Here is a 23,863-nt window from a genome sequence, read left to right as displayed (position 1 = left end):
TTAGTTGCCTCCTGTTCTTGGTTTTGCAAGCTCATTGAGCGGTAGGTAAGGGACCACACCTTGCGAATTCCCACCCTGTTCGATGATAACTTTGTTTGCTTTTCCAAGCACACCTTCCATTGTCTCAAGATAAAGACGCTGACGTGTAACTTCAGGCGCTTTTGCATATTCTTCGTAAATTGAGATAAAGCGTTGTGCTTCACCGTTCGCTTCGTTCACAACACGGTCTTTATAACCAGCTGCTTCCTCACGAACTTTCGCGGCCTGACCACGTGCCTGACCCAATTTTTGGTTGGCATATTGGTTGGCTTCCTCAACAAAACGATCTTCATCCTGCTCAGCACGCTGCACTTCATCAAAAGCGTCAGCCACTTCACGAGGTGGCGCTGCATCCTCGATAGATACTGTGTTGATTGAAATACCAGCTGGGAAGCTATCCATTACGCTTTGAACAATCTCCTGAACTTCGTTTGCAATTGCATCACGATTGTCACGGAAAATATCCTGCGCTGGACGGCGACCAACGATTTCACGCATCGCGCTTTCAGATACTTGACGTAGCGTATCTTCAGGACGAGCAACGTTAAATAGGTAAGCTGCTGGATCTGAGATGTTGTAGAGAACTTTAAATTCAACATCCACGATGTTCTGATCACCTGAAAGCATTAAGCCTTCTGTTGAACCTGAACGATTTGTGCTGCCGGAGATGATCTCGCGCTCGGAGATGTTTGCGATCTCTACAGTTTCAACCGGCCAGAAAATCACATGCAAACCAGGCATTGCGACTTCTTCTTTTGGTTTACCAAAGCGAAGTTCAACACCACGTTCATCGGGCTGAACGGTGTAAATTGCTTGTGTACCCCATAAGAATGCAAGCACGATGAAACCCAAAATGAAGATGAACGGAGATCCACCACCACCTACGGCTTTGTTAAATTTGTCTTGTGTTTGACGCAATAGCTCTTCGACATCTGGCTGGTTGCCACCGCCGCCGCCGCCATTTGGACGTTTTGGGCCATTGCCCCAAGGGCCGCCACCGCCGCCATTGTTACCTCCGCCGCCGCCCCACGGGCCGCCGCCTCCACCATTTTGATTGCTCCAAGGCATTCAGTTCTCTTTCCTGTTATGTAACCATAATATAGTTCTATTTAGTTATAGGTATCGTGATTGCCGCTTTCAACGCGCTTGTTACCTACAAATGGATATTTTCAACCTTTATGCAGCTATTTACGCTCCTCTGCGTCGATAGATCACATATTCAGTGGGGTAATTGTCTTTTTCACCCGCCGGAACATGTTCTTGATGGGTGATTTCCCACTCATTTTGTTCGATTTTGGGAAATTTGGTGTCCCCGTCGATTTCTGCATCAATATGTGTGATGTAGAGTTGATCAGCCAACGGCATCGCTAAATCGTAGATCTGCCCGCCGCCAATGATGAAAATCTCATCTTTATCATCGTTAATTGCAGTTGCTTTTGCTGTTTCAATTGCGCTTTCCAAATTAAAACAATGCGTAATGCCGTTAGCTTCGTATTTGCTGCGCGAGATTACGATATTTTGACGTCCGGGAAGCGGTCTGCCCCCAAAAGATAGAAATGTTTTGCGCCCCAAAATAATCGGGCAGCCCATAGTAACTGCCTTAAACCGCTTGAGATCGGTGGATAATCGCCACGGCATGTCACCGTCGCGGCCAATGATACCGTTACTTGAAACAGCAGCAATCATGGAGATCGTGATATCACTCATCAGAATATTCCGGTAAATACTTATACCACTTGCGTTCAAGTGCAGCGTTTATATTTATATTATTGTGTTTTGCGAACAGTAGTAGCATGCCCAACACATCTGACACTTCATCGGCTATGTCCTGACTAATCTCATCGACCGAAAGCCCTTTGGTGCGGCCACGTTCAGTTTTCATAAGATAACTTTGGGTTAATTCACCGAGTTCCTCTGACAATTTAAGCAGATACCAGTCATCATCGCGTTTGATACCGTTATTTTGCGCATAAATTTCTGATATACGCCAGACTTTCGACGTGATCTGTTCAAGGCTTTCACTCATACGGCGACCGGCGCCTTAATGCCAGGATCAGGATCATAATTCTCAAGTTTAAAATCTTCGAATTTGAATGAAAAGATGTCTTTGACGTCAGGATTAATCCACATCGTCGGTAACTCTTTTGGCGTGCGGGATAATTGCAGTTCCACCTGGTCAAAATGATTGTGATAAATATGCCCGTCGCCGAGTGTGTGAACAAATTCGCCCGCTTTGAGCCCGCATACTTGCGCAAGCATCATGGTCAGCATGGAATAAGAGGCAATGTTAAACGGGACGCCTAGAAAGATATCCGCTGATCTTTGATAAAGCTGGCAAGATAGGGTTCCATTGGCAACATAGAACTGAAATAGGCAATGACACGGGGGAGGGCCATATCATCCACTTGTGCTGGGTTCCACGCGGTTACAATGTGCCGACGCGAATCTGGGTTATTCTTTAAACTATCAACGAGTTTTGTAATCTGATCGACGGTTTGATTGTTGGGAGCTGGCCATGAACGCCATTGCGCGCCATAGACAGGGCCTAAATCGCCATTTTCATCTGCCCATTCATCCCAGATACTCACGCCATTATCTTGGAGATATTTGATATTGGTATCACCTGCCAAAAACCACAGATTTTCGTGGATGATTGAGCGTAGATGCAGCTTTTTGGTGGTTAAAACAGGGAATTTTTCGCTGATATCAAAGCGCATTTGATAGCCAAAAACGGAACGCGTACCCGTGCCTGTTCGATCATTACGATCAACACCGTTTTCCATGACATGTTTTAAGAGATCATGATATTGCTGCATATTTTCGCCACCTTGAGAATCGTAATGCTGAAGCTAAGCTAAATTTTGCGCAAGACAAGGGCCAGACAATACTTGCAGCAAACTTCACACAGGAAGTGGGTTCGCTTCAACAAAAAAGCCCTGCAAATCTGCAAGGCTTCTTTTAAAAACTATTTTTACGGTGTTTTATGCAAGTTCGCCAAGTTTGCCCAGCTCTTTTGCGACAAGGTAGTAAAAGGTCACGCGAGATTTTGATTTGTCCGCGCTCATTGTTTCACATGTTTTAGCAACTGCATTTTCAGCTGCATCCCCTGTGACGCCAAGTTTTTTACCGCACCATTTTTCTACAACGCGATCCAGTTCCTTTGTGTCAGAACATGCGACCATTGACGAATCTCTGTTGCGTAATGCAATGCCCAAATGTTTTACGATTTTAGTTACGATAGCTTCATCTGCGCCTGAATCGTATTTTTGAACGTCTGCTAGATAATCACTCATAATGTCTCCTCACATTGTTTGCATGCCCCGCGCATGTGCACAAGTGCTTTTGAATCATAGTGCTATGTTTGGCAATTGGGGGTCTTGAGTCAATCATTAATTGCGAAACTATTTCGTTAAACTTGCATATTTTTAATGCGTTAGGTCTTTTCAGTCAGCCTTATAAGGCTTATATTGGAGATGCTGCTTCATGCAGCTATGGAAATAAATGGGCGGTGAAATAAACCATTCGGACCCGGGGGCGGTACCCGGCGCCTCCACCATAACTTGATCTGGCTAACTTTGATCAGATTATGATGGGGGCGAAATAGGATCGACGAGGGCGTAAAGATCGTACTTTTTCTCGGCATTGTACCACCGTTATCGGACTAACTTTGTAGTTGCAAATGATAACAACTATGCGGAAGCACGTCTCGCTGCTTAATGCGGTGCGATAGCTTCACATGAACTCCTAGTTGTTCGCACGACTAGGCGGGGTTCGAAGGCACCTGGCAACAGAAGCCTTCACTTAAACTTTCAGAAAATTTTAGTTTCTCATGTATTTAAGCTATACATTGTATTAATTGACTCGCTTTATAGATATATCAGTGAGAAGATTATTAAAGCTCATTTGAGCTTAAGTTACGCGTTACCTTGAGGAAACTATATGTCGCAAGACCACATTCGTTACGATATTTTGGCACAAGAAGCTTTGCGAGGCGTTATAAAAAAAGTGCTAATGGAAACCGCTGCTACTGGCCAACTGCCTGGCGAGCACCATTTCTTTATTACGTTTTTGACAAATGCGCCGGGTGTGCGGATTTCAACCGCATTACAGGATCGCTATCCTGAGCAAATGACAATTGTCGTGCAACATCAATTTTGGGACCTTAAAGTAACTGACACCTTATTTGAAATTGGATTGTCATTCTCTGACCAACCGGAAAAACTTGTTGTACCGTTTTCAGCCGTGCGTGGTTTTTACGACCCATCAGTTAATTTTGAATTGGAATTCGACACGCTTATCATCGAAGATGAAGAGGGTGCCGAGGTTGCAGAACTTGATGCGGGCAAGGAAATTGCTAAGCTTGAAACACCTTCAAGCGATGATGCATCTGATGATGTTGAAGATAACGATGTATCTGAAGATAATGATGGTGGTGCCGATGTGGTGTCACTTGATGCGTTCCGCAAAAAACCGTAATGGAACTGCATGGCTGGTGAAGTTGTAAATCTCAGAATGGCGCGAAAGCGCAAAGACCGTGCAAAAAAGGAAGCAAATGCGGAGCAAAACCGCATTTCTTTCGGACGAACCAAGCAAGAGAAAGACCTCACTCGGGCGCTCAATGAAAAACAAACTAAGTTTGTTGATGCGCAAAAACTTACACCTAAAAAAGATGATTAAATCGTCCTAACAAACGCTTTTATGCACTATTGGTCAGATGGTGCATCAAGCGGCAAAATAATGATATCGCCTTCTGCGCTGTTTTGCGAGTTTGAAAGCAAATCTTCGACGGATTTTTGCCAGTCTATTGTTGGCGTTTCCTGCGGCGCGACTGTATTACTTGCAGCCTCGCGAGCTTTGCGAATAGCTTCATCGGCAATGCGTTGAGCTTGTGCCTCTGCTGCGGCTTTTGCTGTCTCTTCCGCTTTGACGCGCGCTTCTTCTTCTGCCTTAAGACGCGCTTGCTCTTCGGAGAGTAAGCGAGCTTCTTCTTCACGTTTTAACTGCTGATCCTTCACAAGGGCAATTTCGCGTCTTAATGCTTGTTTCTCCAAAATACTGGCTTGTAATAATTCCACACGGCGTCTTTCGCGTTCATATGCGCGAATGGAGAGGAAGTTACTCATCGCGTTCGCGTTGATCGATTTGTTTGGATTTGAAAGAGCACCGTCAAAATCAATACTATATTCTGGTGTCGCACCAGTTTGAGCTTCAAGGCCTGCATCATATAAAATATCTACAGAACTCGTCATTGTTTGATTGACTAGATCAATACGGCCTGCACCAGTGAGTTTGAATGCTTCATTTTCAACAGTGATGCTTGAGATCCGTTGGACACCACCTGTGACTGTGAAAGGTATTGCAAGGCTTTCAATCTCATATGCGCCGTTTGGTAATAGAGTGTCGATGTCTTGTGCGATATTTTCAGGGAGTAAGTCATAGCCTTCAGTATCGGTTCTTGCAAAGATGTCAGATAAGATATTTGGCTGAAATGCATTCACTGAAACGTCTGACAGATTATACAATCCACCACCGTTCATAGAACTGATAACTTCCGTTAAATTAGTTCCAGTTCCTTCCAGATTACCTGTAATATCGATTGTTCCATCAATGAACGGATCATTGTTTTCATTGCGCCAATTTAATGGTGCAACATCTGCACCCATGATGATTGTGTCCAGGCTAACAAAAGCTTTGCCATCGGGATTTGAAATTGACAAATTGCCGCTAAGATCACCATTTAACCACGAGCCATTAATGCTCTCAATTTCAATAATGCCGGCCTCTGTCCTAATGTCTGCCGTTACATTTTTCACGCTTTGTAAGTCTGGCAATGTGAGTTCATCTAACTTTAAGTTTAATTCTGAAATTGGTGCGGTTTCATAAGGGGGTAGGAAACTCGTTGTGCTCCAGCTTGTATCGACTAAGTTTAAAAATTGAACGCCAAGTGCAAGCTCATAGAGCCATTCGGTATCAACTTTATCAATTGATAATTCGCCCTTAAATTTTGGTGCCAAACTAGTTCTGTCAGCGACAAGCGTGCCTGAAAACTTGTTGCCGCTTGCATTACCTACAAGATCGTTGAACTCGATTGAATTGTTATCAACGATGAGTGCTGCGTTTAATTCAAGTGGTTGACCTGAGCCGATGCCGGGAAGGTTTTGCCCAAGGGTTAATAACAAAGGTTCAATATCGCCGGAGGTGATGTCTAGGTTTAAAACACCTTTGGGTTCATCCTGGTTTTGCGTGCTTGGTAAATCGATAAAGCCATCCAGATCAATATTGGTTGAACCTGATCTAAATTTTGCATCAAGATCCAAGTCTTCATCAAAACCTCTTGAGATTTTAAGGTTTAAATTCGCAGCCTCTTCAAAATCAAACGGTAAGACATCAAAACCCATTTGAGCCAGTAAGATTTGGCTTTGCGGGTTGTTAGCATTTAGGTTGATGGCAAAGGGCGATGATGCATTTTTAAACACCGTTGGAAGCAGTGTTTGGCCATTGGCCCGAAGATCAAACTCTGATTGGCCAATTTTACCGGCGGCTTTAAATTCCGGGGTATTGTTGTTGCTAATGCTGAGTTCGCCAGACAATGACAAATTACCAAAAGATGACCTGTTTTTCTCGAATCTTTTTAGAACTTCTGGATCATCAATAAAATCTTTGAGTAAGGTGAAAATACCACCTGCCTCTTTGGCATTTGCATTAAATGTTATTGCGCCTTTTGGTGATTGATCAAGATCGTTTAATGTGCCGTTTAAGGTTCCTGAAATGCCAGAAAAGTCTCCGAAACGAACTGAATCCAGCGTGAGGTCTTTATCTTCCCAGCTTGCGATAATCTTCACATCTTGTGCTGTATATTTCCCAAATCGTAAAACATCCGTGTTGAGCTGGGCGATAATGTTGTGGCCGAATAAACCGCCGCTATTATCGATATCCTGATCAAGGCTTGCCATCTGCAACAGCGCGTTGAGTTTGTTGAGATCAAGTTCGCTGCCATTCAGCCCTATCGAAATAGATGGGTCTAAATCTCTAATCTTTTGTCGTTCTGCATAGCCTTTAATGGACGCGTTACCCAAGATTAATTCTAGGTTTTCAAGCCGTTGAATTTCGCTACTAAACAAGACATTCGCGGAGATACCAGCAGCTTCTAATTGCCGGATTGACGGATCAACCCGCCCAATCAGCCAGGATGAAAACCCAGAAGGTTGTTTGGTTGCGATGAGAAGTTGGCCAGAAAATTCAGGCGCAGAACCCAATGTTAAATTACCCTGTGCTTCGATATCTGTCCGACCAGGTAGCTTTGCGGCTAGATTTTCAATTAACCAACCCGTTGCGTTAGGCCGGGCGGATAAGAAGACCTCGCGGACTGTGGTATTGCCAGAAAGAACAGCGGGCAGGGTGAGGTCAATCTTACCAGGTAGATCTATGGTAGGGATTTGTGAAATCAGGCGACCGATGTTTGAAAAGCCAGTTCGCGTGGCATCATCGTCGGTTTCATTTGTACCGTCATCTAGAGAGCTAAGATCAATTTGCTGGCCTCGCGCTGTGATCAAAAATTCAGGATTTGCGCCTGTGTCGATATTTGCCTCACCCTCGATGATATATGGATCGCGCGGGTTGCCCGATGCAAGGCGGTATTGAGGAATATCAAGACGTTCATTGTTGACTTTAAATCCACCCTTCATCTGCACTGTTAGCAAGTTATGAAGTTCTTTTGGTGTATTTAAAACATTGAGTTCACTGCGCTTTTGAATATTAAAGTTACCTTCATAGGAAGGCTTGTGATCGTCAATTTTCGCACTGCCTTCGGTCTCGATAAACAGTGGTAGATTTTCTGCAAATAAACGTGTTCTAAGGCGCATGCTGCCCTGCGCATTTACGACGCCTGTATCGACTTCAAAATTGATATTTTGATCTTCAAAATCAGCGCTACCTTCAGCACGCCAAGGGCCGGAGATTTCCGGCGCAGATAATTTGGTATTGATGTTGCTAATTTGCTTGGTGCGGCGGTTCTGCAAATCAACCAGTTTAATCTGACCATTGTTAATAGTTACGCTTTCCAGCACTAATGTGCGGCCACCAAGATTTTTCTTACTGTTGAGTGCCCAATCAAGCGATCCATCTTGGAACAGCGTCACGGTGAGTTTGGGTTCTTCGACACGCATATCAAAAATGAGAATTTCACCACTTAAAAATGGCGTTAGCTCAAGGTCCATCTCAAATTGCTGCGCTGTCATCAATGGTTGGCCACTTTTGTTTCGGCCAATGGCAAGATCGTTAAATGTAACAGAAGGGAATGGCAGCAGGCGCATGCTCGCATCACCACGAACTTTGACTTCCTGACCCAAAATTCGCGACGATTCACGTTCAAAGTCTGCTCGATATTCAGACCAATCGATGAAATATGGGCCGAGCAGGATCGCAAAAAGCGCCATTGCCAAGAGCCCACCAAAAAATACAAATAATCGGACTAACGTCATTTTTGCTTATTCGTTTCTAACCCATTTATTCCCTAAAGGAAGGTTCCCATATCAGCATTTTAGATTGTTATTGTGTCTAGTTTATGCCCACGCATCAAATGATAGCAGATATTATTCTGGAAGGGAAAATATTTTGCCAGGGTTCATTATGTTGTCTGGATCGAAGGTTTGCTTGATTAATCGCATGAAATCAACGCTTTCACCGAGCTCGATCTCAAGGTATTTTTGTTTCCCTTGGCCTACGCCATGCTCACCCGTGCAGGTGCCCTCCATTGCTATGGCGCGTTTGTTTAAACGCGAGATATATTCGGCACTGTTTTTAACTTCTGTTTCGTTTTTGGTATCTATCAAAAGTTGGGTATGGAAATTGCCATCTCCTGCATGGGCGACAAACGTTGCGACCAAGCCAAGTTCTTCAATATCTTTTTGAGATTGAGTGATGCATTCGGAAAATCTTGAAATTGGCACGCATGCATCGGTCCCGATGACTTTTGTGTTCGGGCGGAAATTGCGCGCTGCCCAATAGGCGTCATGACGTGCTTTCCAAAGTTTATTTCTATCTTCAAGCACAGTGGAAAACTGCGGTTCTAGACCGCCGAAATCCTTCGCAATCTCTGCAAACAATTCAGCCTGACTTTTAATTTCTTCATCGGAACCATGAAATTCCAAAAACAGTGTTGGCTGTTCTGGGTTATCCAGCTTGGAATACATGTTCGATGCTTTAATCTGTAACGCATCCAAAAGTTCAATGCGGGCCATTGGAATACCCATTTGAATGGTTGCAATTACGGCTTGGCTTGCGGCTTCAACCGTTGGGAACGGGCAAATACCGCTTAAAATTTGTTGCGGAATAGGATGAAGTTTTAATGTGATGGATGTGTAAACACCCAACGTGCCTTCAGACCCGACAAACAACCGAGTAAGGTCATAACCCGCAGATGATTTGCGCGCCCGGTTGGCCGTTTTTATTTTCTTTCGATCCGGAGTGATAACCGTGACCGAAATGACGTTTTCGCGCATTGTGCCATAGCGCACGGCATTGGTACCTGATGCGCGGGTTGCAGTCATCCCACCAATCGTGGCATTCGCGCCGGGATCAATTGGAAAAAACAAACCTGTATCGCGGAGATATTCGTTAAGTTGTTCGCGTGTCACACCTGGTTGTACGACACAATCCATGTCTTCCGGGTTTACCTGCAAGATTTGGTTCATTTGGCCCATATCGATTGAAATGCCGCCAGCTGGCGCATTTACATGCCCTTCCAAGGAGGTGCCCACACCGAAAGGAATAATGGGGACTTTATAGCGAGCGCACACATCAACCACTGCTTGAATATCTGCATCGCAATCCGCAAATACCACTGCGTCAGGTAATTGCGGTTCAATCATCGTGGTCGTGTGAGAATGCTGCTCACGGATCGATTGACCGGTTTTTATTTTCTCACCAAGTTGTTGAGCGAGTATGTCAATAACAGTTTGAATATTCTCGTTTTTACTCATCACACTTTCAGGCAATTTAATTTATCCTCCCACTAAAGTCCGATAAACTTATGCTTGGCAAAGTCCGACTTGTCCAGTTTGATATGGACATGCTAGTCAATTATTTGTCATTAAACGTATTAGAGTATTTATCGCAAAACGAATTTGGGCGTTGAGAATTTGTGGTTTGATCGATTATTAAGTCTTCCATCTTTGATGCGGCAATGGGTCGTGCCAAATTTATCAGAATTTTGGGCCAATCGGCAGGTGTCCATCTGGGTGCTGGGTGCAATTATCGGAATTGGTGCTGCAATCCTTGCCATTGCATTTCGTGAAGCGATTGGATTGGTGCAATATATTTGGGTTGGTGAGCGAAGCGAAATATATCTTGCAGCCGTGCGCGAAACGCCTTGGCAGATCATTGTTATGGCACCCATTGTTGGCGGTTTAATTGTCGGCATACTCCTACAATTATTTGTCAAATCCAAACGTGCAGGTGGCGTTGCTGATGTGATGGAAGCGCGCCATATTTCTGGGCGACCTTTGACTTTCAAAGAGGGGATTTTATCTGCTGTTGTGACAGTGATTTCGCTGGGTGCGGGCGGTAGTGCGGGACGTGAGGGGCCGGTCATACATCTTGGTGCATCGTTTTCAAGTTTTGTATATAGCAAATTTAAACTGCCTGACGCCGGAAATCGCACTCTGCTTGCAGCAGGGGTCGCATCAGCGGTTTCCGCCAGCTTCAACGCCCCGATAGCTGGGGTTTTGTTCGCCCATGAGGTGATTTTGGGGCATTACTCCATGCGTGCCTTCGTGCCAATTGTCATCTCATCCGTCACAGGAACAGTGGTTTCTCGGCTGTGGTTTGGCGAGAGTTTCATTTTCACAATCCCTGCATATGAGATCACCTCCTATTTGGAGTTTCCCGCGTTCTTTTTACTGGGTGTGATTTGTGCTCTAGTCGCGATTATATTTCAGTTTAGTCTATTTGCCGCTGATTATATCGGAAAATCGCTTGATTTGCCGCTTTGGATCAGGCCGCCACTTGGTGGCGCGGTGATAGGGCTTATCGGTGTGACATATCCTGAAATTTTGGGCATTGGATATGAAACAACTTTTGATGCACTTTGGGGTCGTTTGCCGATTGCGCTGATGATGATCTTAATTGTGCTGAAAATCTTTGCCACTGCGGTGACTTATGCCTCTCGCTTTGGGGGCGGGGTATTTTCCCCAGCACTTTATCTAGGCGCGTTAACGGGAGGGGTGTTTGGAATTGCAGCCACAAACGCTGTTCCGACCATGGCCTCGGATCACGCAGTTTATTCACTGCTCGGCATGGGGGCTGTTGCTGCAACTGTGATTGGCGCTCCGATATCAACGACAGTTATCGCATTTGAATTGACCGGCGGATATGCGCTGTCAATTGCACTGTTGTTTACCATTGCGGTTTCGCATGGCATAAATCAGGCCATACACGGTCGTTCATTTTTCCAATGGCAGCTTGAAATGCGTGGGGTTCACGTTCGTGATGGACCGTATCGAACCATGTTAGCCAATATCCGCGTCATGGATGTGATGAGTGTGCCAGAAGGTGATGACGATTTTGGTGCATTGTCTGAACTTGAAAATTCAGATTCCATTCCCTGTCTTAAATCTTCGGATAATATGGATTTAGCTTTGCGGTTGTTCGATCAATCAGGTGAAACACGGTTGCCAGTTGTTGATCTAAAAACGGGCGAACGCATTATCGGGTGGGCGCAATATTCGCAAGCCTTAGACTATGTGAATGAGCGCCTCGTTGAAGCGCAAAAAGAAGCCCATAGCTAACCCAAAATCATATATTGACCTTATCTGAGTTCCTGCCTAGATTGAGATAAATTGCGATGGCGTCGCAATAATTTTTATAGAACTTTAGTTGTCCTGTACGCCCGGATTATTGAGCGCAGCTCATTGGTCTGCGCGAGATTTTGGAGAACTCAATGGCTGATACTCACCAGCGTCCTCACACATTTATTCGTCATGATGGTGGCAAAGCAAAACTGCCATTTTCTGATCAAGAATATGAAAACCGGCTTTCAAAGCTGCGTCAGATTATGGCGGAGAAAGATTTGCCTGCAGTATTGCTCACATCAATGCATAATATCGCCTATTATTCGGGCTTTTTATATTGCGCGTTTGGGCGCCCTTATGGATGCATTGTCACGCATGACCGGTGTGTGACGATCTCAGCAAATATTGATGCGAGCCAGCCATGGCGCCGCTCTTTTTCGGAAAACATCATTTATACGGATTGGCAGCGCAATAATTATTACGTTGCGGTTCAAGATGTTCTTGGTGATACAAAACGCCTCGGCATTGAAGAAGATCACTTAACGATCGCTGTTCGAAAAACACTTTTAGATTTCCTACCCAATATTGAATTGGTGGATGTCGCACCGCAAACTATGTTTGCGCGCATGGTGAAATCTGATGAAGAGATTGCACTCATTAAAGAAGGCGCCCGCGTAGCTGATATAGGTGGCGCTGCCATCCATGCAGCTATTGCTGAAGGTCAGCGCGAAATTGATGTTGCTATGGCAGGTCGTAATGCCATGGAAATTGAAATTGCAGCGTCACATCCAGATAGTGAGATGCGCGATAATTGGGTTTGGTTTCAGTCTGGTATCAATACCGATGGCGCGCATAACCCAGTTACCATGCGTAAATTACAGAAAGGTGATATTTTGAGCCTTAATGCGTTTCCGATGATTTCAGGATATTACACGGCCCTTGAACGCACATTGTTCGTGGGTGAAGCGGATGCTGCATCATTGCGGTTATGGGAAGCGAATATCGCTGCGCATGAATTGGGTATTTCTTTGATCAAACCTGGAATTAAGTGTTCTGAGATTTGTGCCGAGCTCAATAAGTTTTTTGCTCACGAAAATTTGTTACAATATCGTTCATTTGGCTATGGGCATTCGTTTGGTGTCTTGTCGCATTATTATGGCCGCGAAGCGGGTCTGGAATTGCGCGAAGATATTGATACGGTGCTGGAACCGGGCATGGTTGTTTCCATGGAGCCAATGATTTGGGTGCCGGAAGGCCAGCCAGGTGCGGGTGGTTATCGGGAGCATGACATTTTGGTTATTGGTGAAGATAACGTTGAGAACATCACCAAATTTCCATACGGTCCTGAACACAATATTGTAGGCTAGTTAGCCAGAGCTAACCCGCAATTTTGTACCAAGCCAAACACTGATGACCACAAGTCCTGCGAAGATGAATACTTCAAATTCTAAGGCTTCTGAGACTAAAAGGCTTGATGCAATGATTGTTAGGAACAATTGTAGCAGCTGGATTTGCGACGCGCGCGCAATTCCAGCCAGCTGCATACCACGATACCATGCAAAGAAACCTATGAGTTGCGAAAAGAATGCCACATAAAATAGTGCAATTGTGGATTTAGTGCTTGCTGAAAGATCGGGCAAAGGCACAAAGAAAGCAGCGATGATTAAAATTGGAAGTGCTGCGAATATTACCCAGCAGCTCACTTGCCATCCACCCAGATCTTTTGCGAGCCTACCGCCGAAAACATAGCCGGTTGAGGCAAGTATGACTGAAATAAACAGATAAAGATGGCCGATTTGCGGAGCCCCATTTGTTTGTTTAAATACAAAGAAAAGAGTGACCCCAGTCCCAATGATACTGACCAGCCAAAAAGCAGGTGAGGGGCGTTCTTTAGTGATGATGGCGCTCATAATTGTTGTTGTCAGTGGCAGTAGTCCAACGACAATTGCACTGTGAGATGATGGGACTGTTTGAAGGCCAAGCGCCAAAAAACCAGGGAAGCCAAATACTGTTCCACCTGCGCAAAATGCGAGATCACGCCATTGATGACGATTTGGAAATTTTGGACGATAAATCAGCAAAATTGTCCCTGATAGCATACAAGCGATCAAACCGCGCCAGACCACGAGTTGTGTTGGTTCAAACTGCTCGATCGCAATTTTGGTGACAGGCAGCGTTAAGCTGAAAATTAAAACACCAACAAAGCTCCAGAATAAGCCTGCACCTATACTTGTTGGTTTAGTTGAAGTTAAATTTGCCAATGTCGCCCACCTGTTTATCAAGTGCAAATGCATACATTGAAAACCGCGATATAGCCATGCATTTATAGATCAAAAAAAATTGTGACAATGATCAAATTTTGTTGGTATTCAATGGCTTGAAATTAAACTATAAAGAACGCGAATGTAACTAGGTTTGAGCTGATGCCTGCAAAACTTTCCGTCAATCTAAATGCTGTTGCTTTGCTGCGAAACAGACGTGATTTACCCTGGCCAAGTGTTGTTGGTTTAGGGCGCATTGCGCTTGAAGCGGGTGCGCATGGTATTACTGTTCACCCCCGTCCTGACCAGCGCCATATCCGTTTTTCAGATCTTGCACCGTTGCGTGCTCTAATTGATGATGAATTTCCCGATGCTGAATTTAATATCGAGGGTTACCCGACGGATGACTTTTTAGATTTGGTTGAGGAGCATCAACCTGAGCAAGTTACACTCGTACCAGACCATCCAAGTCAAGCCACGTCAGATCACGGTTGGGATTTTATTGGTCAGCACAATACGCTTGTTCCGGTTATTGCGCGATTGAAGTCAAACCGTTTCCGCGTGTCGTGTTTTTGCGATCCTGATGCGAGTACTGAACAGGTTGAACTGGCCGCACGTGCTGGTGCAGATCGCATTGAGTTATATACGGGCCCATACGGCGCGACATATGACGATCCGAAAGCTGCGAAACAACGGCTCGCTGATCTTGAAAAGACGGCCAAACTGGCAGGCATATATAAAATGGACGTCAATGCTGGTCATGATCTGACGGTTGATAACATGCCAGGATTAGCTGCGGCGGTACCTAACCTATTGGAGGTTTCTATAGGTAACGGCATAACAGCGGATTGTTTGGAATACGGCATGGCCGAAAGTGTGAAGCGCTTTTTAAAAGCTTGCGGTTGGTCATAAAAAAGCCCCCAGCGATGTGGAGGCTTTTCAATAGCTTTATTTAATGGCTGTTATTCAGCAGCATTTGCTGGTTGTGCGTTTAGCTGACCATATTTCTCAACACCGATATTTTCGAGAAGCTCAAGCTGTGTTTCCAAGAAGTCGATATGTCCTTCTTCATCAGCCAAAAGATCATCAAACAGCTTCATTGAAACAAAATCGCCTTCTGCTTCACAGATTTTGCGTGATTCAGAATATGATTTGCGCGCTGTATATTCGCCCTCAAGATCAGCTTCTAAGACTTCCTTGATATTTTGACCAATGCTGAGTGGCGCAATGGTTTGCATGTTTGGATGCCCACCTAAGAAGATAATGCGGTCAATAATTTTATCTGCATGCTGCATTTCTTCAATTGATTCCTCGCGTTCTTTCTGTGCTAGTAAACCAAAACCCCAGTCGCCAAGCAGACGATAATGAAGCCAATATTGGTTGACTGCACCCAATTCCAAGAACAGCGCTTCGTTTAAACGTTCAATTACTTTTGCATTGCCTTTCATGGCATAACCTCACTTTGTTCGAGCTATATCATAGTCAGGCAGAAAATGACTGGCTACTTTAGAATAATTCTAAAGTATAGATTCGAACATGCGAAATCAACCCCATAAATAGGGCTATAAGGAATTATCTTTGCGAATGATTCTTAAGTGTTAGGCTGTTTTGCGCGCCATCATCTGGCGGTGCTTTGCTAGCATACGCGCAGTTTCACAAGCTTGGTGATGCTCTTTGAGTTTTGCGACGAAAGTAATGATTTCAGCAGAAGGGGTTTGCTGTTCCTCGTGGAACTTTTGTGTGGTTTCAACGATGATATCAACCACGCCTGGGAAGCATCCACAGCATTTGCCGCGCGCATTCATAGTTTGATAGACCACGCCAGGCACGATCAGGCGCCATGGGTCTTCTTTTAGAAGTTCTATAATTGTATTTTCAATATCTCTCTTGGAGATAATATTGCAGCTACAAACAATCATTTTCTGCTCTTTGAACTAGATATACTCAAACATGATCTCGTTACTCATGTTATGTTCTCATTTAAAGCCTTTGTCAATTCTATTGCGAACGGTTCTTATCTAATTATTTTCAAAAAATTGGAATTTTATGTTGACCCGCCTTCAAAGTTAAAATAATCAAGAACCGTACCGTACGGTACTTGAGGAGTTAATCGTGCAATCAACCGCTATTTCAGAGCCGCAAGGCTTGTCAGAATTCGTCCGTGATGAAGATCTGACACCGCGCCAACAAGAAGTGTTGGAAAGCGCTTTGGCGTTGTTGGTTGAAGGTGGTGAAAAAGCGCTTACAACAGCAAAGATTGCTAGTGCATCGAACTGCTCAAAGGAAAGCCTTTATAAATGGTTTGGTGATCGCGATGGCTTGATCTCAGCTATGATGGCGTTTCAGGGAAGTAAAGTTGGAGCGGCCGTTGGGCGAGAGGATTTAGGTTCAGCCAAGGCATTCAAAGACTATCTCGTACGCTTTGCGTGTGAATTGTTATCCGTCTTGGCGGGGGACATTTCGCTGGCGCTTAACAGACTTGCCATCGGGCAGGCGAGCAATGAGGCTTCGCCGCTTGGTCCGCTGCTCATCGAAAATGGTCGTGGTGTTATTGAATCAAAAGCAGTTGGATTTTTGCGTTCTGCGGAACAAAAGAACTATCTGACTTTTGATGATGCCAGACAAACCTATCATGTCCTTTATGGATTAATTGTTCGCGACGCGCATGTGCGGCTCCTTTTGGGTGAGCGCCGTGAGCTTGTGATGAAGAATTTTGAGCGTGATGCTCAAACAGCAATTGCTCAATTTTACGAGTTATACGGAGTTGAGGAATAGTTTTACGCCGTTTTGAAAATTGAAGAAGAATGATGAAACGGTGAATTGAAAAAGACGTCTATTATTTTAAAGGAAGGATTTAAAATGCGTGTTTATTATGATGCAGATGCAGATCTAAATCTCATCAAATCAAAAAAAGTAGCTATCATTGGTTACGGTTCACAAGGTCGTGCACATGCCATGAACCTTAAAGATTCTGGTGCTGAAGGCATTATCATTGCGCTTCGTGAAGGTTCGCCAACTGCGAAAAAAGCGGAAGCTGATGGTTTTGCAGTGAAATCTGTTGCAGAAGCTGCTGCAGAAGCTGACTTCATGATGATGGCTGCTCCTGATGAGTTGCAAGCTGACATTTACAAAGACCACATTGCTGCAAACATTCGCGATGGCGCTGTTATCGCATTTGCGCACGGTTTGAACGTACACTTTGGTTTGATCGAACCAAAAGATACAGTTGATGTTGTTATGGTTGCACCAAAAGGCCCGGGCCACACAGTGCGCGGCGAATACATGAAAGGTGGCGGTGTGCCATGTTTGATCGCTGTTCATCATGATGCTTCTGGTAACGCGCATGATCTAGCTCTGTCATATGCATGTGGCGTTGGTGGTGGTCGTTCAGGCATCATCGAAACAAACTTCCGTGAAGAGTGCGAAACTGATCTATTCGGTGAGCAGGTTGTTCTTTGTGGCGGTCTTGTTGAATTGATCCGTGCTGGTTTCGAAACGCTAACTGAAGCTGGTTACGCGCCTGAAATGGCTTACTTTGAGTGCTTGCACGAAGTGAAGTTGATTGTTGACCTTATCTATGAAGGTGGCATTGCAAACATGAACTACTCAATCTCAAACACTGCTGAGTGGGGTGAGTATGTTTCTGGTCCTCGCATCATCACAAGCGAAACTAAAGCTGAAATGAAGCGCGTATTGACTGACATTCAAACTGGTAAATTCACATCAGACTGGATGCAAGAATACCGCGCTGGTGGCGCTCGCTTTAAAGGCATCCGTCGCTTGAACGATGAACACCAAATCGAAGAAGTTGGTGAGAAGCTTCGCGGCATGATGCCTTGGATTGCTAAAAACCAGTTGGTTGATAAAGCTAAAAACTAGTTTTAGTTTTGACCCAATTAAAAGCCGCGTCTTAAGTGATGCGGCTTTTTTTATTGGGTAACCATCATCACCCAATGAGCGCCAGTAAATGACATATTGCCATAGGTAAACTGAAAGCTTTAAGGGGGTGCCAGAACTGGTCAATGTGGATCGCCTGCCAAGCTCCAGAACCTTTATGGTTAGCAAATTACTAAACAATCTGCATAAGTTCTGATATGTTCTGGTTAAAACGCAATTAAGACTATCCTGCTAGGATTAGACGATAATTCACAGTGTTTTGTGGTGGATAGGTCGTGTTAATTTGGTGCTGGGGGGCGCCCAAGAGTAGGTTAGTAAAATGATTTCAGCCTTTGCCGGATATCAGCAGTCAGCCAATATATCGCTCCTTCAATCGTCTCAGGAAAATGGTGCTCCGCAGAAAAGTGCGCAACCTGCTGGCCCTCGTAACGTTTTAAATGCTATCCAAAGTCATCAAGATGGTGCACGTCAGTCTTTTGATAAAGCGTCGTCACAAATCATCACTGCATTTATGGACAGTTTGCAGAACCGCATTTCAGATGAACCTGTCAAAGGTGGTAATAATGCTGGCACGCTTACAAGCCTGACAACCGCAGAATTTGAAAGCACGTTGTCGGTTTCTGCAATGAAAAGCAATGGCAATGGAAATGCTATGAGCTTGGATTTAGAATCCTATGCAGGATTATCATTTTCCATGGAGCAGGAAAATGGCAAGCTAACCAGTTTTAGCCTTAACTTTGAAATGTCGACCGCCTTTGCTTTTGAGGGATCAAACAATAATGGCGGCTATCAAGCCATTTCGTATGAAAATACGCAGTCTTTCAGCATTGATTTTTCAATTGGTGAAGATGAAGATGGTAATACGGTAACTTCCTTCTCCTTCGCGCGATCAGAAGTCACTCAGGCTTCATATCTATCTTTCGGTGATCAGGATGGGCTAGGGTTTGGCGGCGGCGTTGGTAGCTTAAACGATATGGCAGCATTGTTTGATGAGGGTGGAACAGCAACCGATTTTGATCAGGATGAGGGCGATAGCCCGTTAACGGCAGAAGCTGTTGTTGATCTTGAAATGGAAGCCGCGCTTGAAATTATGAAGTCAATTGCCGAAGCTGCGCGCGATAACACGGTCAATAGCCTGTTTGGCGAAACCTATTACGAAGACTTTTGATCATTGATGAATAATTATTTTTCCAGCAAGGCCTCATTCGTCTCGGATCGAGGCCTTTTTCATGCCATGTCCATAAATGGACTTGATGTGTCCACAATCGGACTTGCAGCAACTTGTGAATTTGCTAGGCTCTTAAAAACAACATGTTCAAAAGCATTGGGGAATCACTTTGGAACATTATGAATTGATTGTTATTGGCAGCGGGCCTGCCGGCCGGCGTGCAGCTATCCAAGCAGCTAAGTTGGGCAAACGCGTAATCGTGATTGAAAAGGGAAGGCGCGTTGGTGGGGTTTCTGTTCATACTGGAACTATCCCTTCAAAAACCTTACGTGAAACGGCGTTGAACTTGAGTGGTTGGCGTGAACGTGGGTTTTATGGCAGAGCTTACCGCGTCAAACAAAACTTAACCGCAGAAGATTTGCGCAAACGTTTGCACATTACACTCAACCACGAAGTTGAAGTGCTTGAGCATCAGTTTGCACGAAACCGGGTCGAGACCTTTAAAGGGACGGCCAAGTTTGTTGAGAAAAACGTTGTTGAAGTGCATGGTGAAGATGGTGAAATTACACAATTTTCATCTGAGCGGTTCCTTCTAACTGTAGGCACACGTCCTTATCGTCCAGATGATCTGCCATTTGATGGTAAACGCCTATTAGATAGCGACGAGATTTTAGATCTTGAAGATTTGCCTCGGAGCATCACCGTCATTGGCGCAGGCGTTATCGGGATTGAATATGCAACAATCTTCAACGCGTTGGATGTACATGTAACGCTTGTTGAGCCGCGCGATTCAATGCTCGATTTCATTGATAAAGAACTAGTGGGTGATTTGATCTACCAGCTCCGTGATCGAAATATGGTTCTACGTTTTGGTAAAAAGGTCGAGAAAGTTTCGCTCATTGATGGCGGCGGTTGCCAAATTGACATGGAAGACGGCCGCGTTATCAAATCGGACATGGTTTTGTTCGCAGCTGGCCGCATGGGCGCGACTGACACATTGGGCCTTGAGAATTGCGGTTTGGAATGTGATCATCGCGGGCGGATCTCGGTTGACCCGAAAACATTTGAAACCAATGTTAAGGGCATTTATGCCGCCGGTGATGTTATTGGTTTCCCCAGCCTTGCCTCTACTTCGATGGAGCAAGGTAGAATTGCAGCTTGTCACGCATTTGGTGAAAAAGCTTATGATCCGCCTGAATATTTCCCCTATGGCATTTATTCGGTTCCCGAGATTTCTACGATTGGTATGACAGAAGAGGAAGTTGCGGAACGCAATATTCCGTATGAATGTGGGATTGCGCGCTTTAGAGAAACGTCTCGCGGTCATATTATGGGTTTGGAAACGGGCATGCTAAAGATGATCTTCTCTCTGAAAACACGCAGATTATTGGGTTGTCACATTGTGGGTGAGGGTGCAACAGAGCTTATTCATGTTGGGCAAGCTGTATTGAACCTTAAGGGTACACTTGAGTACTTTGTTGAAAATACGTTCAATTATCCTACTCTCGCAGAAGCCTATAAAATTGCAGCTTTGGATGCATGGAACAAAATGCCGTCGAACGATTAATTAGCGGTAAAACTGCGTCCATAGCGCAAGGAATATTACGGATAGTAGCGCCTGGGCCATACCAATATTGATGATAAACTGAGTGCGTGGCGCTAAGTTTAGGCGATTGATCGTCACGCCTATCGCAAGCCACAATATGTGAATGCTGATCCATATGGCATTCATTGCGATGAATTTATAAGTAATTTCTGCAGCGAAATTGTCGGGCCATATGGCAAAGCCTGTAAAAAAGCTTGTGTTGACGACATAAGCTTTGGGATTGATGGCCTGCAGCATGATGCCACCTGATATGCCCGGCTCCTTTTTGGCCCCGGCAAATGCAGTTTTAGACCCTGAAAATGCAATCTTATAGGCTAAAAAGCACAGGTAACTGACCGATAATACCAAAAGAATATTCCGCACAACGGGCGCAGCTAGCAATATTGCTGCAAGACCTGTGGCGACCGCCAATGCAACCATGTTTTGTCCAATGAGCAAACCAAGCAGATACCGAAACCCTGGCTTATAACCAAATGCAGAACCAACACCTGCGAGCGTTAAAACCCCTGGTCCCGGGGTGATAAGCAGTAGAAATACGGCAAGTGCGAATGTGATCATGTAAACTGGTCCGAAAATAGTAAGCTCTGACTAACAAAATAGATCATTAAAAACAATCACATTGCGTAAAATCAATGAAAATTGCGAAAAAATGATTGCAATATATTTTTGGTCAATATATCTGATTAGGTCAACTTTACTGACATATTGGAAATGATCATGAATTGGCAGGAATTATTCGCGTCGCGTACGCAGTCTATGAAGGCATCTGAAATCCGGGAATTACTCAAATTACTCGATCAGCCTGATATTATTTCTTTTGCCGGTGGCATTCCGGATCCCAGTTTATTTCCGAAGCAAAAATTTCAAGCAGCCTATTCTGAAATACTAGGCAGCGAGGAGGCGGATAAGGGGCTGCAATATTCGGTGAGTGAGGGGTATTATCCGTTGCGTGTTTGGTTGGCTGAACGGATGGTCGAAATGGGTGTACCATGCACATCTGATAATATTTTCATCACCTCCGGTTCCCAACAGGGATTGGATTATCTCGGCAAACTGTTTTTATCGCCCAATGATACAGCCATTGTTGAATGGCCAACATACTTAGGAGCCATCCAAGCTTTTAGAGCCTATGAGCCTTCGTTTGATCAATTGAATTTAAATGGCAATCGGTCACCTGCGAGCTATGTCAGCCAAGCCGAAGAGCAAGGAGGCGCTGTTAAAATGTTGTATGCTTCGGTTGATTTTGCAAATCCAACAGGTAAAACGCTGTCATTAGCAGAGCGTGACGCACTTTTGGATTTATCGAACGAATTGAAAGCTCCGGTCATTGAGGATGCCGCCTATCAAGCATTACGATATGAGGGGGATGCATTGCCTCCAGTTCTTGCGCTTGATGTTGCGCGTTCAGGCGATATTGAAAGAACGAGCACGATTTACTGCGGCAGCTTTTCTAAAACATTGTCACCTGGCTTGAGAGTAGGGTGGGTTTGTGCGGCTTCTGATGTCATTAACAAGCTTGTTCTTATTAAACAGGCATCAGATCTTCATTCACCAACGCTTAATCAAATGGCTGTTCATCGTGTGGTGCAATCTGGTTTCAACGAACAGATTGGAACCATAAAAGCCTGCTATAAAGACAAACGAGATGCGATGCTGGAGGCGTTATCTTTATACATGCCTGAAGGTGTTCAATGGACTGTTCCCGAAGGAGGGATGTTTGTTTGGTTGACCTTACCGCGATCTATTGATGGCGTTAAATTGCTTGAAAAATCTGTTCGCGAACAAAAAGTTGCTTTTGTGCCGGGCAATGCCTTCCATCCAGATGGAACTGGCACCAACACGATGCGGCTAAATTTTTCACGGCCCGATAAGGAAGCGATTAAGTCAGGAATTGAGAAACTAGCTGTGGCAATTTCTCAAATGGCTTGACCTTCGTGCGCAAACCAGTCAACTCTCCACATCAGTCTTTGGGGAGTTCGATTAATGGCTTTGAGAATTGCAACGTTTAATACCGAGAATTTGCTGAGCCGTTTTGATTTTTCCGGATTTCATCTTGATCACAGGCAAGACCGTGTGACCAGTTTGTACGATGCTGCGGACAAAGAACAATATAAACAGATGGAAATTGCGCGTCAGGTTTCAATTACCGATGATACGCGTCAGATGACGGCCTTAGCTATAGCCGATACATATGCGGATATAATTTGCCTGCAAGAAGTTGAGGATCTGGAAACGCTTAAGGCTTTTGAGCGGGGCTATCTATATCGCATGATTGGTGAGGGATATCGTCACAAGTTCATTGCTGAGGGAAACGATCGCCGCGGTATTGATGTTGCCATTATGATGCGCGATCACACCTCTGATGGTGATGAGATCGAGTTTGTTCGGATGAAAACCCATGCCGAATTGACCTATGGTGATCTTGATCTGCTGTCGGAAGGCCTGGAGAAAAAATATAACCCCAATGATCGTGTTTTTAAGCGTGATTGCCAGGAAATAGACATAAAAGTCGGTGGCAAACCTTTAACGATCTATAATGTGCATTTTAAATCCATGGGGCCTGCGCGCGATGGTCTTGATGGTCGTACTTATACAATGCCCGTGCGCCGAGCGGAGGCGAAAGCGGTGCGCAAAATCATTGAGCGTAGATTTGGTAAAGGCAAGACTGATAACAAACGCTTTGTTATCTGCGGTGACATGAATGATTATCAAATGCGCGTTGTTGTTGATGGTAATCGACGAGACGGCTACGCATTTTATACTGAGAACGAAAGTCCTAGTGCGCTTGATGTTTTCCTCTCCGATGGCTTTACCGAAAATGTCATGAACCGAAGAGATGAATTGGATCGATGGACCACCTACCATACGCGTGGCCCAAAGGTGCAGCAGCTATGCCAATTGGATTATATTTTATTGTCACCTGCGCTTGCCAATTCATCTCAAAAAGAAGTTCCAGAAGTTATTCGTGCTGGGCAACCGCACAGAACAGTTTTCCCCAAAGGGCAGGAAGTTGAGCGTTATCCTCGTGTTGGTTGGGATCGACCAAAAGCATCAGATCATTGCCCGATCGTTACCCAAATCAACGTTATTTAAGATAGAGAGA

21 protein-coding genes, 1 other RNA gene and 1 pseudogene are annotated in these 23,863 nt (G+C 44.7%); 12 read left to right on the top strand and 11 right to left on the bottom strand.

Features of this window, described 5'->3' with window-relative positions; genetic code table 11:
* From hflK to ACZ1GZ_RS15185, 5 genes and pseudogenes are all read right to left on the bottom strand, one after another.
* Complete coding sequence (hflK, locus tag ACZ1GZ_RS15205; RefSeq protein WP_472665733.1) at positions 1–1,107, bottom strand: FtsH protease activity modulator HflK; 1,107 nt, start codon at positions 1,105–1,107, stop codon at positions 1–3.
* Between the two features lie 120 nt (positions 1,108–1,227).
* Positions 1,228–1,746 (bottom strand): dihydrofolate reductase, encoded by a 519-nt coding sequence (locus ACZ1GZ_RS15200; protein WP_472665732.1) that lies wholly within the window; start codon positions 1,744–1,746, stop codon positions 1,228–1,230.
* Positions 1,739–2,065 carry a hypothetical protein gene (locus tag ACZ1GZ_RS15195; protein WP_472665731.1) on the bottom strand — a complete coding sequence of 109 codons (327 nt, stop codon included), beginning with the start codon at positions 2,063–2,065 and terminating at the stop codon, positions 1,739–1,741. The genes ACZ1GZ_RS15200 and ACZ1GZ_RS15195 overlap by 8 nt, the downstream gene beginning before the upstream one ends.
* Positions 2,062–2,855 (bottom strand): annotated as a pseudogene (locus ACZ1GZ_RS15190) (thymidylate synthase). The gene ACZ1GZ_RS15195 and the pseudogene ACZ1GZ_RS15190 overlap by 4 nt, the downstream one beginning before the upstream one ends.
* Before the next feature lie 165 nt (positions 2,856–3,020).
* Entirely contained in the window at positions 3,021–3,332 is a 312-nt protein-coding gene (locus ACZ1GZ_RS15185; RefSeq protein ID WP_472665730.1) for a DUF2853 family protein, read from the bottom strand.
* Between the two features lie 143 nt (positions 3,333–3,475).
* On the opposite strand from ACZ1GZ_RS15185, the gene ssrA reads away from it, so the two are divergent.
* From ssrA to ACZ1GZ_RS15170, 3 genes are all read left to right on the top strand, one after another.
* Positions 3,476–3,841: a transfer-messenger RNA gene (ssrA, locus tag ACZ1GZ_RS15180) on the top strand.
* Positions 3,842–3,978: 137 nt separating this feature from the next.
* Positions 3,979–4,515, top strand: a complete 537-nt coding sequence (locus ACZ1GZ_RS15175) for an SspB family protein (protein WP_472665729.1) — start codon at positions 3,979–3,981, stop codon at positions 4,513–4,515.
* Positions 4,516–4,524: 9 nt separating this feature from the next.
* Entirely contained in the window at positions 4,525–4,716 is a 192-nt protein-coding gene (locus ACZ1GZ_RS15170; RefSeq protein WP_472665728.1) for a DUF4169 family protein, read from the top strand.
* 26 nt (positions 4,717–4,742) lie between these two features.
* Here ACZ1GZ_RS15170 and ACZ1GZ_RS15165 read toward each other — a convergent pair whose 3' ends face one another.
* Together ACZ1GZ_RS15165 and ACZ1GZ_RS15160 are read right to left on the bottom strand one after the other, a co-directional pair.
* Positions 4,743–8,519 carry an AsmA family protein gene (locus ACZ1GZ_RS15165; RefSeq protein WP_472665727.1) on the bottom strand — a complete coding sequence of 1,259 codons (3,777 nt, stop codon included), beginning with the start codon at positions 8,517–8,519 and terminating at the stop codon, positions 4,743–4,745.
* A 111-nt stretch (positions 8,520–8,630) separates the two neighbouring features.
* The gene (locus ACZ1GZ_RS15160; RefSeq protein WP_472668323.1) at positions 8,631–10,019 is read right to left on the bottom strand and encodes an FAD-binding oxidoreductase; all 1,389 of its coding nucleotides are present in this window, start codon (positions 10,017–10,019) and stop codon (positions 8,631–8,633) included.
* 210 nt (positions 10,020–10,229) lie between these two features.
* Between ACZ1GZ_RS15160 and ACZ1GZ_RS15155 the strand changes: the two genes are divergently transcribed.
* Positions 10,230–11,825 (top strand): chloride channel protein, encoded by a 1,596-nt coding sequence (locus ACZ1GZ_RS15155; RefSeq protein WP_472665726.1) that lies wholly within the window; start codon positions 10,230–10,232, stop codon positions 11,823–11,825.
* Between the two features lie 152 nt (positions 11,826–11,977).
* Positions 11,978–13,195: an aminopeptidase P family protein gene (locus tag ACZ1GZ_RS15150; protein ID WP_472665725.1), complete on the top strand. Its 1,218-nt coding sequence runs from the start codon at positions 11,978–11,980 to the stop codon at positions 13,193–13,195.
* Here ACZ1GZ_RS15150 and ACZ1GZ_RS15145 read toward each other — a convergent pair whose 3' ends face one another.
* Positions 13,196–14,089 carry a DMT family transporter gene (locus tag ACZ1GZ_RS15145; protein ID WP_472665724.1) on the bottom strand — a complete coding sequence of 298 codons (894 nt, stop codon included), beginning with the start codon at positions 14,087–14,089 and terminating at the stop codon, positions 13,196–13,198. It lies immediately after the preceding gene.
* Positions 14,090–14,251: 162 nt separating this feature from the next.
* Between ACZ1GZ_RS15145 and ACZ1GZ_RS15140 the strand changes: the two genes are divergently transcribed.
* Positions 14,252–15,001 carry a pyridoxine 5'-phosphate synthase gene (locus ACZ1GZ_RS15140; protein WP_472665723.1) on the top strand — a complete coding sequence of 250 codons (750 nt, stop codon included), beginning with the start codon at positions 14,252–14,254 and terminating at the stop codon, positions 14,999–15,001.
* A gap of 50 nt (positions 15,002–15,051) precedes the next feature.
* Here ACZ1GZ_RS15140 and bfr read toward each other — a convergent pair whose 3' ends face one another.
* The gene (bfr, locus tag ACZ1GZ_RS15135) at positions 15,052–15,537 is read right to left on the bottom strand and encodes a bacterioferritin (protein ID WP_472665722.1); all 486 of its coding nucleotides are present in this window, start codon (positions 15,535–15,537) and stop codon (positions 15,052–15,054) included.
* 150 nt (positions 15,538–15,687) lie between these two features.
* The gene (locus tag ACZ1GZ_RS15130; protein WP_472665721.1) at positions 15,688–16,008 is read right to left on the bottom strand and encodes a (2Fe-2S)-binding protein; all 321 of its coding nucleotides are present in this window, start codon (positions 16,006–16,008) and stop codon (positions 15,688–15,690) included.
* 193 nt (positions 16,009–16,201) lie between these two features.
* On the opposite strand from ACZ1GZ_RS15130, the gene ACZ1GZ_RS15125 reads away from it, so the two are divergent.
* The 4 genes from ACZ1GZ_RS15125 to sthA all read left to right on the top strand — a co-directional run bounded on the left by ACZ1GZ_RS15125 (position 16,202) and on the right by sthA (position 20,721).
* Complete coding sequence (locus ACZ1GZ_RS15125) at positions 16,202–16,864, top strand: TetR/AcrR family transcriptional regulator (RefSeq protein ID WP_472665720.1); 663 nt, start codon at positions 16,202–16,204, stop codon at positions 16,862–16,864.
* 84 nt (positions 16,865–16,948) lie between these two features.
* On the top strand, positions 16,949–17,968 hold the full coding sequence (gene ilvC / locus ACZ1GZ_RS15120; protein ID WP_472665719.1) for a ketol-acid reductoisomerase: 1,020 nt from the start codon (positions 16,949–16,951) through the stop codon (positions 17,966–17,968).
* Between the two features lie 337 nt (positions 17,969–18,305).
* Positions 18,306–19,154, top strand: coding sequence for a hypothetical protein (locus ACZ1GZ_RS15115; protein ID WP_472665718.1), 849 nt, complete (start codon positions 18,306–18,308; stop codon positions 19,152–19,154).
* Between the two features lie 169 nt (positions 19,155–19,323).
* On the top strand, positions 19,324–20,721 hold the full coding sequence (gene sthA / locus ACZ1GZ_RS15110; protein WP_472665717.1) for a Si-specific NAD(P)(+) transhydrogenase: 1,398 nt from the start codon (positions 19,324–19,326) through the stop codon (positions 20,719–20,721).
* Here the strand turns inward: sthA and ACZ1GZ_RS15105 are convergent, their stop codons facing one another.
* Positions 20,722–21,318, bottom strand: coding sequence for a LysE family translocator (locus tag ACZ1GZ_RS15105; protein WP_472665716.1), 597 nt, complete (start codon positions 21,316–21,318; stop codon positions 20,722–20,724).
* 156 nt (positions 21,319–21,474) lie between these two features.
* Between ACZ1GZ_RS15105 and ACZ1GZ_RS15100 the strand changes: the two genes are divergently transcribed.
* On the top strand, positions 21,475–22,689 hold the full coding sequence (locus ACZ1GZ_RS15100) for an aminotransferase-like domain-containing protein (RefSeq protein ID WP_472668322.1): 1,215 nt from the start codon (positions 21,475–21,477) through the stop codon (positions 22,687–22,689).
* Positions 22,690–22,743: 54 nt separating this feature from the next.
* The gene (locus ACZ1GZ_RS15095) at positions 22,744–23,853 is read left to right on the top strand and encodes an endonuclease/exonuclease/phosphatase family protein (protein ID WP_472665715.1); all 1,110 of its coding nucleotides are present in this window, start codon (positions 22,744–22,746) and stop codon (positions 23,851–23,853) included.
* Positions 23,854–23,863: the final 10 nt, after the last annotated feature.

This window comes from Lentilitoribacter sp. JB5-8 (genome assembly GCF_055693385.1).
Note: the sequence above shows the minus strand (reverse complement) of the source record. Positions and strands in the feature narration are given on the sequence as shown.

What these genes read in the sequence shown, in the direction of transcription:
- hflK (WP_472665733.1), bottom strand. Translation starts at nt 1,107, where the DNA reads ATGCCTTGGAGCAATCAAAATGGTGGAGGCGGCGGCCCGTGGGGCGGC.
- ACZ1GZ_RS15200 (WP_472665732.1), bottom strand. Translation starts at nt 1,746, where the DNA reads ATGAGTGATATCACGATCTCCATGATTGCTGCTGTTTCAAGTAACGGT.
- ACZ1GZ_RS15195 (WP_472665731.1), bottom strand. Translation starts at nt 2,065, where the DNA reads ATGAGTGAAAGCCTTGAACAGATCACGTCGAAAGTCTGGCGTATATCA.
- ACZ1GZ_RS15185 (WP_472665730.1), bottom strand. Translation starts at nt 3,332, where the DNA reads ATGAGTGATTATCTAGCAGACGTTCAAAAATACGATTCAGGCGCAGAT.
- ACZ1GZ_RS15175 (WP_472665729.1), top strand. Translation starts at nt 3,979, where the DNA reads ATGTCGCAAGACCACATTCGTTACGATATTTTGGCACAAGAAGCTTTG.
- ACZ1GZ_RS15170 (WP_472665728.1), top strand. Translation starts at nt 4,525, where the DNA reads ATGGCTGGTGAAGTTGTAAATCTCAGAATGGCGCGAAAGCGCAAAGAC.
- ACZ1GZ_RS15165 (WP_472665727.1), bottom strand. Translation starts at nt 8,519, where the DNA reads ATGACGTTAGTCCGATTATTTGTATTTTTTGGTGGGCTCTTGGCAATG.
- ACZ1GZ_RS15160 (WP_472668323.1), bottom strand. Translation starts at nt 10,019, where the DNA reads ATGAGTAAAAACGAGAATATTCAAACTGTTATTGACATACTCGCTCAA.
- ACZ1GZ_RS15150 (WP_472665725.1), top strand. Translation starts at nt 11,978, where the DNA reads ATGGCTGATACTCACCAGCGTCCTCACACATTTATTCGTCATGATGGT.
- ACZ1GZ_RS15140 (WP_472665723.1), top strand. Translation starts at nt 14,252, where the DNA reads ATGCCTGCAAAACTTTCCGTCAATCTAAATGCTGTTGCTTTGCTGCGA.
- bfr (WP_472665722.1), bottom strand. Translation starts at nt 15,537, where the DNA reads ATGAAAGGCAATGCAAAAGTAATTGAACGTTTAAACGAAGCGCTGTTC.
- ACZ1GZ_RS15130 (WP_472665721.1), bottom strand. Translation starts at nt 16,008, where the DNA reads ATGATTGTTTGTAGCTGCAATATTATCTCCAAGAGAGATATTGAAAAT.
- ilvC (WP_472665719.1), top strand. Translation starts at nt 16,949, where the DNA reads ATGCGTGTTTATTATGATGCAGATGCAGATCTAAATCTCATCAAATCA.
- ACZ1GZ_RS15115 (WP_472665718.1), top strand. Translation starts at nt 18,306, where the DNA reads ATGATTTCAGCCTTTGCCGGATATCAGCAGTCAGCCAATATATCGCTC.
- ACZ1GZ_RS15105 (WP_472665716.1), bottom strand. Translation starts at nt 21,318, where the DNA reads ATGATCACATTCGCACTTGCCGTATTTCTACTGCTTATCACCCCGGGA.
- ACZ1GZ_RS15095 (WP_472665715.1), top strand. Translation starts at nt 22,744, where the DNA reads ATGGCTTTGAGAATTGCAACGTTTAATACCGAGAATTTGCTGAGCCGT.